General features: G+C 45.4%; 9 protein-coding genes and 1 pseudogene. 4 read left to right on the top strand and 6 right to left on the bottom strand.

Going from position 1 to position 9,363, the window contains the following annotated elements; all coding sequences use genetic code 11:
- The 3 genes and pseudogenes from NI467_RS09485 to rimI form a co-directional block, all read left to right on the top strand.
- Positions 1-191 (top strand): annotated as a pseudogene (locus NI467_RS09485) (elongation factor Tu); the annotation flags it as partial.
- Positions 192-424: 233 nt separating this feature from the next.
- Positions 425-1,306: a metal-dependent hydrolase gene (locus NI467_RS09480; RefSeq protein WP_151206598.1), complete on the top strand. Its 882-nt coding sequence runs from the start codon at positions 425-427 to the stop codon at positions 1,304-1,306.
- 102 nt (positions 1,307-1,408) lie between these two features.
- Positions 1,409-1,870, top strand: a complete 462-nt coding sequence (rimI, locus tag NI467_RS09475; RefSeq protein WP_151203698.1) for a ribosomal protein S18-alanine N-acetyltransferase — start codon at positions 1,409-1,411, stop codon at positions 1,868-1,870.
- Positions 1,871-1,884: 14 nt separating this feature from the next.
- On the opposite strand, the gene NI467_RS09470 is transcribed toward rimI, so the two are convergent.
- From NI467_RS09470 to trxB, 3 genes are all read right to left on the bottom strand, one after another.
- On the bottom strand, positions 1,885-2,700 hold the full coding sequence (locus tag NI467_RS09470) for an arginyltransferase (protein WP_151203700.1): 816 nt from the start codon (positions 2,698-2,700) through the stop codon (positions 1,885-1,887).
- Positions 2,701-2,722: 22 nt separating this feature from the next.
- Positions 2,723-3,454, bottom strand: a complete 732-nt coding sequence (gene aat / locus NI467_RS09465) for a leucyl/phenylalanyl-tRNA--protein transferase (protein WP_151203702.1) — start codon at positions 3,452-3,454, stop codon at positions 2,723-2,725.
- Positions 3,455-3,538: 84 nt separating this feature from the next.
- On the bottom strand, positions 3,539-4,501 hold the full coding sequence (gene trxB, locus NI467_RS09460; RefSeq protein ID WP_151203704.1) for a thioredoxin-disulfide reductase: 963 nt from the start codon (positions 4,499-4,501) through the stop codon (positions 3,539-3,541).
- Positions 4,502-4,750: 249 nt separating this feature from the next.
- Between trxB and NI467_RS09455 the strand changes: the two genes are divergently transcribed.
- Entirely contained in the window at positions 4,751-7,774 is a 3,024-nt protein-coding gene (locus NI467_RS09455; RefSeq protein ID WP_253152611.1) for a DNA translocase FtsK, read from the top strand.
- Positions 7,775-7,839: 65 nt separating this feature from the next.
- Here the strand turns inward: NI467_RS09455 and NI467_RS09450 are convergent, their stop codons facing one another.
- The 3 genes from NI467_RS09450 to minD all read right to left on the bottom strand — a co-directional run bounded on the left by NI467_RS09450 (position 7,840) and on the right by minD (position 9,342).
- Positions 7,840-8,127: a PA4642 family protein gene (locus NI467_RS09450; RefSeq protein ID WP_151203708.1), complete on the bottom strand. Its 288-nt coding sequence runs from the start codon at positions 8,125-8,127 to the stop codon at positions 7,840-7,842.
- Between the two features lie 127 nt (positions 8,128-8,254).
- Positions 8,255-8,527, bottom strand: a complete 273-nt coding sequence (gene minE / locus NI467_RS09445; RefSeq protein ID WP_151203710.1) for a cell division topological specificity factor MinE — start codon at positions 8,525-8,527, stop codon at positions 8,255-8,257.
- Between the two features lie 2 nt (positions 8,528-8,529).
- Entirely contained in the window at positions 8,530-9,342 is an 813-nt protein-coding gene (minD, locus tag NI467_RS09440) for a septum site-determining protein MinD (protein WP_151203712.1), read from the bottom strand.
- Positions 9,343-9,363: the final 21 nt, after the last annotated feature.

Genomic DNA, 9,363 nt, shown 5'->3' with positions numbered 1-9,363 from the left:
ATTTCCGTACAACTGACGTAACTGGTGCGATCCAGTTGAAAGAAGGTGTGGAAATGGTTATGCCTGGTGACAACGTTGAGATGTCAGTAGAGCTGATCCACCCAATCGCAATGGACCCAGGTCTGCGTTTTGCGATCCGTGAAGGTGGTCGTACAGTAGGTGCTGGTGTAGTTGCTAAAGTAACTGCATAATCACTGATTGTGTCAAAAAAGCGCTCCTGTGGAGCGCTTTTTTTATATTTGTCTTTATAAAATTCAGCCTTAATCTCCAGCTTAAATTGTCTGACAGTTTATTAAAAAGCTGTCCTTAAGTGATATTTTACTGACCTTAACTGCAATTATGAGAAAAATTCCACGCAGTAAGATAAATCTAAGAATTCCAAGATTATATTTTCAGGTCTAAAAGCACTTGAATGGAGAAGGGCATGAACGCTAAAGTAAAAATTACCAATCGGGCTGGTGCAAGCTTTCCAGTACGCCGGATGAATTTCGAGTTTGAACAGGTCCCAGAATATTGGATGAGTGGTTCGGCAGGTCTGACCCACTTTATGACAGCACTCTCGGCATTATTTCCAGCAGGTGAAAAATTTTTTATTGATTCGGTTCGTGCTGTACGCCAGCATCCCGCCATCAAAGACAATGAAGCCCTCCAAAAAGAAATTTCTGCTTTTATTGGTCAAGAAGCCATGCATACTCAAGAGCATGTCGGTTTTAATGCGTCGGCCCAGCGTTATGGTCATGATGTCGATGCGCTTGACCGTCAGACAGACCGAGTGATTCAAACGGTACGTAAGTTTTTTGCTGTACTTGGTAAGCCATTTGGGATTAGTCAGGAGATGGTTGATCTGACCGCAACTACGGCTCTTGAGCATTTTACTGCAACCATTGCCTCCCAGTTGCTGAGTAATGAGCATATTCAGGAGCTGATGAAAGATGAGACCATGAAAACCATGTGGCTGTGGCATGCGATTGAGGAAAATGAGCATAAGGCCGTGGCCTATGATGTATTCGAGGGTGTTTTTGGTAAAGGTTCTAAATCCTATCTATTGCGTACCAGTTCTTTAGTGGCTGCGATGGTGACTTTATTCTTTGTACATAGCTATTTTATCCTGCGCTTATTAAAAGAAGATCAGCATCTGAATATATCGGCATTGAAAGATATTTATATTTTTGGTTATAGCCCATCCAAAGGAATTATTGCAGGTATGACCAAAGAAATGCTGATGTATTTTAAACCAGGATTTCATCCTAATGACCTGGATAGCCGGAGTTTACTGAGCAGCTGGAAGCAGAAACTCGGTTTATAGAGTGAAAAGCTGAAGAGCGATTGAGATCGCTCTTTTTTTTACTCGATTTTTTAAATAAAGTTTCTATAATGCGGAGGTTGATTTTATATAAGATGAACGAAGATGATTCGTTTAATGCAAGTTGCTGATCTGGAGCGTGTTAGCCAGATCGAAAGTCTGGTTCAGTCGCACCCTTGGACTTTCAATCAATTCAAAGAAGCAGTCAGGGCCTATCAAAGTACTGTGATTGAGCAGGCAGGACAAGTGGTAGGCTTTTGTATTTTGCAGCCGGTTGTGGATGAAGCCAATCTGCTATTGATGGCAATTGATCCTGCACAGCAGGGCAAAGGCCTGGGTTTTGAGTTATTAGACCAGTCGATTGCTTTGCTGAAAAATAATCCGGTACAGATTTTTTTAGAAGTTCGTGAGCGTAATGTCGCTGCCATTAAGCTGTATGAAAAGTCTGGTTTTCATCAGATTGATTTAAGAAAAAATTATTATCCAAATCCAGATGGCACACGTGAGCATGCAATTATCATGGTCAAAGCCTGTACGGATGACTTTGCCAGTCTATTTAAATCATAACAGCAAAAAAGATACTATTTAATGATCTGATGATTCCATCCGCTGGGCAAAGTCGTCATCAAGGAGTTTCCCAAGTGTTCGATTTCTGTAGCACTTAATGGGCGATTCAGGCGACGCCATTGCCCATCAATCAGCAACTCTAAAGGCAGATAACGGGACTTATAATTCATTTTATAAGAATGTGGCACCCAATAGCCCAGATAAATAAATCGCAATCCGATTTTTTTTGCATGTTCAATTTGTTTCAGAATAGCAAATACACCGAGAGAGCGGCGGTTTTCATCGGGATCAAAGAAGGTATATACTGCTGAAATCCCATCATCCAGCAGATCACATGCGGATACCGCAATCAGGTGTTCACCTTGCCATAGTTCCAGAAAGAAGCTCTCTGCGCAGCTTTGCAGCAGAAACTTTTCAAACTGGTCTCGACTTGGTGGATACATGTCGCCATCAGCATGACGCTCATGAATGTAGCGTTCGTATAAAGCATAATGGAGATCGCTGGCCTGATCTGGGCTGGTAATTCGCATGCTCAGATCTTGATTACGTTTCCAGGCCTTTTTTTGAGAACTATTCATCTCGAATTCATGCACAGGAACGCGACAAGACAAACATTGACGGCATAGATGGCATTCGGGCCGATAAACAAAATCACCACTGCGACGGAAGCCGGTACGCGAGAGTTCAGACAAGGTCAGGACGTCAATGCGGTGCGAAGGATCGAGAAAAACCATGCGTGCTGATTTGTTTGGTAAATAGCTGCAATCGTGTGGCGGCGTAATATAGTACTGTAAATCATTCAGTAGGGACTTAGGGTGATAAGAGTTCATGGCAAGTACCCTCTGTTTATTTTCATTCGATTAAGCGCGCGTTCTGCGCTATTGTTTTACTTGAAAATACACCTTCCTGATAGCTTTTCCAATTGACTGCTGGCTGTTTGATTACATCTTGTAACGATTTAAGGTATGTCTGGCGAGAAATCGTACAGGCACCCAAGCTTAGCAGATGATCGTTGACCAGTTGGCAGTCGATCCAGGGCAGCTGGTTTTCCTGTCCGATCAGCATCAGGGTGTAAAAAGCCATTTTCGATACATCGGTTTGGGTACTAAACATAGATTCCCCAAAACAGCCTTGACCGATGGTCACGCCATATAAGCCGCCAACCAACTGTGTCTCATCCCAGACTTCAATACTATAAGCATAGCCGGCGGTAAACATCTGACAATAGCCTTGAATAATGTCTTCACTGATCCAGGTCTCATTGGCATAGCTGCGTGGTAAAGCGCAGGCCCGAATGACTTTTTCAAAGGCCTGATTGATGCTAATCCGATAATCCTTTTTTTTCATACTGCGAATCAGGGATTTACTCGGGTGATAATCCTGCGGACGAATAATGCAGCGCGGTTCCGGGCTCCACCAGCAAATTGGATCGCCTTCAGAAAACCAAGGAAATAAGCCATGACTATAGGCTTCATATAAGGTAGCAGGGGAGAGATCAGCACCAATACAGATCAGGCCTTCGCCTTCAGGATCAACTTCTACCGGATCGGGAAAAACAAACTGTGAAGGTATAAGGTAATGCATGCAAACACCTGATTTTAAAATAGTCTATTTTTATCATACCTAAAAAAGCCGCCCAAGATGGACGGCTTTTGATTTTCTCATGGGTTAGGCTAGTTTGCCCATCGCATCGAGATATTTTTCTGCATCGAGGGCCGCCATACAGCCTGAACCTGCAGATGTGATTGCCTGACGATAAACGCTGTCTGCAATATCACCTGCTGCAAATACACCTGGAACCGAAGTCTGGGTCGCATTTCCAGCAGTACCGCTTTGTACCTGAATATAACCATCACGAAGCTCTAACTGGCCTTCAAACATGGTGCTATTGGGCTTATGACCAATTGCCACAAACATACCCGTCACATCAACGTTTTGAGTAGAGTCATCTTGGGTTGATTTAAGACGAACTGAGGTCACACCAGATTGCGCATCACCTAGAACTTCATCAACCTGATGATTCCAGATAATGCTGATCTTGCCTTCTTTCTCTTTTTCAAAAAGTTGCGATTGGAGGATTTTTTCTGCACGCAGGCTGTCACGGCGGTGTACCAGCGTGACATGGGAAGCAATATTGGAAAGATACAGGGCTTCTTCAACCGCAGTATTTCCTCCACCGACCACCATCACTTTCTGGTTTTTATAGAAGAAACCATCACAGGTCGCGCAGGCGCTTACACCCTGACCCATAAAGGCTGCTTCTGATTCCAGACCTAAATATTGTGCTGTTGCACCTGTACAGATGATCAGTGCATCACAGGTGAACTCTTCCATATCACCTTTGAGAACAAATGGACGCTGACTCAGATCGACTTCATTAATATGATCATAGACAATTTCGGTCCCAAAACGTTCTGCATGGGCTTGCATACGTTCCATTAATGCTGGACCTGTCAGGCCTTCAGGATCCCCAGGCCAGTTATCGACTTCAGTCGTAGTGGTCAGTTGGCCGCCAAGTTGCAGTCCTGCGATTAAGGTCGGCTTTAAATTAGCACGCGCTGCGTAGACAGCTGCGCTATAACCTGCAGGGCCAGAACCTAAAATAATCAGTCGTGAGTGACGTGCGCTCATCAGCCGTATCCTTTTTTTATTTAGAAATTTATTGAATTATACGTGAAACTGTATAAAAGTTGTGTGAGATTAAAGTCGATATTGTTGATCAGTGAAATCGATTGGGGCTATATCGCGCTATAAAGAAGACCTACACAATAATGCATCTTTTTTCACAGAACAGGTGCATAATATACATTTTATTGCGACGCTTTTTTTCAAGCATAGAAGCAAAAGAATATTCATGAAGAATTGGTTACAGGACAGTATATGACAGCGGTGTCGAGTGCCTATGCACAGCGCTTAGTAATGACATTATTTTTAGTCTCATTTGGGATTTATCTGTTTCTTGCAACAGTGACCTATACGCCATTTGATCCGGGATGGATGCATATCTCTAGCGATACGCAGACCGTTTCCAATGCAAGTGGCGTTGCTGGAGCCTGGATTTCAGATCTGTTATTCGGCTTTCTCGGCTGGGCCAGTTTGCTGCTCCCTGTCTATCTGTTTGTGGAGGCAATACAGGTCTGGTGGCCGCACAGCTTCCTGAATCGTCCATTCCGCTATGCTGCCCAGTTCTTCCTGTTATTGACCAGTTCTGCGCTGCTGTTTCTATTCTGGCAAGTTCCTGCGGATACGCTGGATAACTCTTCAGGGGGAATTATCGGCTACGAACTGGGTCAGAGCCTTGAGCAGTTGCTCACTGTTTATGGCGCTACATTCTTCCTGCTGGTGCTTTGGGTGGTGCTATTTACGCTGGCTTTTGGCGTGAAGTGGAACAAGACCTGGAGCAGTCTGAAAGCAACGCCTGCCTATTTGCAGGATCTCTTTTATCGCAATGTGCCAGAAGGCATGTCAGACTTTGACCGTACAGCGCCGGTCATCAAAAAAGAAGCCGCCAAAACTGCTGCCCAGAAAGTCAGCGTGCCTGTGACTGCTGCACCGGAACATAAACTGGTTGACGTTGATCCTGTGGTGCGTGATCAGGTGGCGGAACGTTTATTTGATGATTTTGCACATAAAGAAGCGCAGCAGATACAGATAGAAGAAGTTCAAGCTGAAGCGCCGGTACTGCAGCCGGAACCTGATGTTGCAATACCAGTTCCCCAGCATTCCGACCGTGTGGTCGCAACAGGGGAGGTGTGGCGTGCCTTGAATTCAAATGAAGACCAGCGCCATGCGCAGGATATTGATGCCTTGCTTAAAGCGGCAGAAGAAGAGCAACATCAGCCCGCGTTTGAAGCCCCGCATGCTTCTGCCTCTGGACAGCCAAGCCCGGCGCATCCTCATAAAACAGGGCTGGACTGGGATGATAACGCGATTTTTGATGAATTGCTGGCTGCTGTGCCTCAAGGGAAAACAGCAAGCGATGTACATAGCCCGTTTACGGCAGCAAGTAGCAATAAAACGTTAAGAGTGGTTGAGAATACACCGGCCACTGCTGTACCTGTAGCTGCATCAATCGGCGTTGCCCATCGCGTTGAAAATACTGCGCTGGAAGTGGATTTTGATGATCTGGATGATTTGCTGGTTGCAGAAGATGAACCTAAACCAGTACGTGCATCCAGCTATGCACAATCTTCTGCCTTTGTGCAGGCACCGATTCAGCGTGCAGAGTCCGTAGTCAGCTCTGCGGCAACAAATGCGGCAGTGCATGAGGCATTGTCTAAGGAAGAGTTTATCGACGCTTGGCAGGAAACTGCTGGAAAGCCGCAAGATGAAGACGAATTTGACTTTGATGCACCTCTAACCGATGCTGCCGGCCGTCCGATGTCACGCGCCATGCAGGTGGCTGAACGCCGTAAAGATTTATCACCTTTGCCGGGTCTGGATTTGCTGGATGAGGTCGACCCCAACAAGAAAGTAAATTTTACCGAAGAACAGTTGTCGCGTTTATCCGAGTTACTGGAAATCAAGCTACAGGAATTTAATGTCAAGGCCAAAGTGGTAGAGGCTCAGCCAGGCCCAGTCGTCACCCGTTTTGAGCTGGATCTTGCCCCGGGCGTGAAAGCCTCTAAAGTCACGAATATTTCCCGTGATCTGGCACGTTCGATGTCCATGGCCTCCGTACGTGTAGTTGAGGTAATTCCGGGCAAGCCGTATATCGGCATTGAAGTACCGAACAGTACCCGTGAAATGGTACGTTTGATTGAGCTTTTGACCATTCCTGCCTTTACAGATCCGAACAGCATTCTTTCGATGGCAATGGGCAAGGATATTTCTGGCAATCCGGTGATTGCCGATCTAGGGAAAGCACCGCATATGCTGGTCGCGGGTACGACCGGTTCAGGTAAATCGGTAGCAGTGAACTCGATGATTCTGTCGATGCTGCTCAAATATACGCCTGACCAGTTACGCCTGATTCTGATTGATCCGAAACAGCTGGAACTGGCCAACTATAATGATATTCCTCATCTATTAACGCCAGTGGTGACGGATATGAAAGATGCGGTGAGTGCATTGAACTGGTGTGTTAATGAGATGGAACGCCGTTACAAACTGATGTCTTTCCTGAAAATCCGTAAGCTGAGTGACTATAACCGTAAGGTCGAAGAAGCAATTGCCAATGGTGAAGAGCTATTTGACCCAACCTGGAAAGCCAGTGAATCGGTCGCAGGAGAGCGCGCACCGCGCTTAATGCCATTGCCTTCAATTGTGATTGTCGCGGATGAATTCGCAGATATGATCATGCAAGTCGGTAAAAAAGCCGAAGAAATGATCACACGTCTGGCGCAGAAATCCCGTGCTGCCGGTATTCACCTGTTGTTGGCTACCCAGCGTCCATCGGTGGATGTTATTACTGGTCTGATTAAGGCCAACATTCCAACCCGGGTTGCGTTACGGGTGAACTCCAAGATTGACTCACGTACCATTCTGGATGCAGGTGGTGCAGAAGATTTACTTGGTCATGGTGATATGCTGTTTCTTGGTCCCGGTAAAATCGAGCCGGAGCGTGTGCATGGTGCCTTTATTGCTGATGATGAGGTGAACCGGATCTGTGATGCCTGGCGTGAACGGGGTGCACCGAACTATGTGGATGAAATTCTGACGCCTTATGATGAAGAACCATCCAGCCGTGGCTTTGAAGATGGAGGCGAAGGTGGTTCTGATCGGGATGCCCTATATGACCAGTGTGTAGCCTTTGTACTGGAAACCCGTAAAGCTTCCACCTCTTCCTTGCAGCGCAAGTTTAGTTTGGGTTATAACCGTGCTGCCCGCATCATTGACCAGATGGAGGAAAATGGCATTGTCAGCTCTATGGGTGCCAATGGTAAGCGTGAGATTCTGGTGTAAATCTGAAATGCTCAAGTAAATAAAAAAGCCTGCTTTCAAGCAGGCTTTTTTATTTATTATTCACATCAGGCAAATTTTTCTAAGACTGCCAGAAACTCGGCGCTTTGACGCGGAAAAGTTGCAATCACATCATGAATACGCTGACCTTCAGGATTCGTGGCATTAATATCACGACCATCAGCGACAAACTTGGTCAACAAGCGCTCATAGTCCAAAGGGCGCATATGTTTGAAGGCATGATAAAGCACATGAAAATCTGCATGAACACCCGCAGGAGGAAGCTGATTCAGGTAGGCAAATACACGTTCATCTGACCATTCTTCGTTAAAGGTCGCAGGTTGAGATAATGCCATCGCAATCTCCTCGATTTAATTCTTCGGCATGAAAAAGGCAAAATATTGAAGGCAGGGAAAAGCCATATTTTTCTGCCTGCCACATATTCTGCCTTGAATCAATTTGCTTGACCAATCAAAAATCAGATTATCGCTCTTCAGGTAAATTGATATTCATTTCAAGCATTTCAATATTGGCCTCAGAGCGAACCTGCATTTGAATATGATTCTCATCCACGCCACGGACGTAGCGATTGACTACCTGCATGATTTCCGTTTTCATCTGGTCAATTTTGTCCTGACTTAAACGGCGTCCTAAACCCTGTTCAGATGCCACGATCACCTTTAAACGATCCTTGGCAGTCTGTGCGCTTGGGGCTTTTTCCTCGCTACTAAAAAGTTTACTCCAGAATCCTGCCATGTTTACGCTCCAAATAATCGTGCTAACCAGCCCTTCGGTTTTACCTCAATATGACGGTAAGGACGCTCTTCACCGAGGAAGCGAGCAACCAGATCATCATAAGCCTGACCTGCAGCAGACTCAGTGAAGTGAATCACAGGTTTACCTTCGTTAGACGCTTGTAATACGCTTGGGCACTCAGGAATCACGCCTAAGGTTGGTACACGTAAAATATCTTTTGAGATGTCATCAATCGTCAGCATTTCCTGTTTATCAGCACGTTCCGGGTTGAAACGGGTAATACATAGATGCTTACGGATACGACCTTCGTTTTGTTCTACTTTTTTAGTTTTACTGTCGAGCATGCCAATGATACGGTCAGAGTCACGTACTGATGAAATCTCAGGATTCGTCACAATGATGGCTTCATCTGCATGATACATGGCCAGAATCGCACCACGCTCAATACCCGCCGGGGAGTCACAGATAATATAATCAAATTCCTGTGACAACTCATCCATAACACGCTGAACACCTTCGTCAGTCAGGGCGTCTTTATCACGTGTTTGTGAAGCCGGTAAAATATATAAATTTTCAATATCTTTATCGCGAATCAGTGCTTGTTGTAGTCGTGCTTCGTTATTCAAAACATTTACAAAATCATATACCACACGGCGTTCACAGCCCATAATCAAATCTAGGTTACGCAAGCCTACATCAAAATCGATTACCACAGTTTTGTGGCCACGTAGGGCTAAACCTGTTGCAAAAGATGCACTTGTTGTAGTTTTACCTACACCACCTTTGCCTGATGTTACGACAACAATTTTCGCCACCGAATCCACTCCTGTTATGGT

This window comes from Acinetobacter sp. S4397-1, from assembly GCF_024129285.1.
Lineage (GTDB): Bacteria > Pseudomonadota > Gammaproteobacteria > Pseudomonadales > Moraxellaceae > Acinetobacter > Acinetobacter lwoffii_C.
This window is presented reverse-complemented; position numbering and strand designations above follow the sequence as displayed.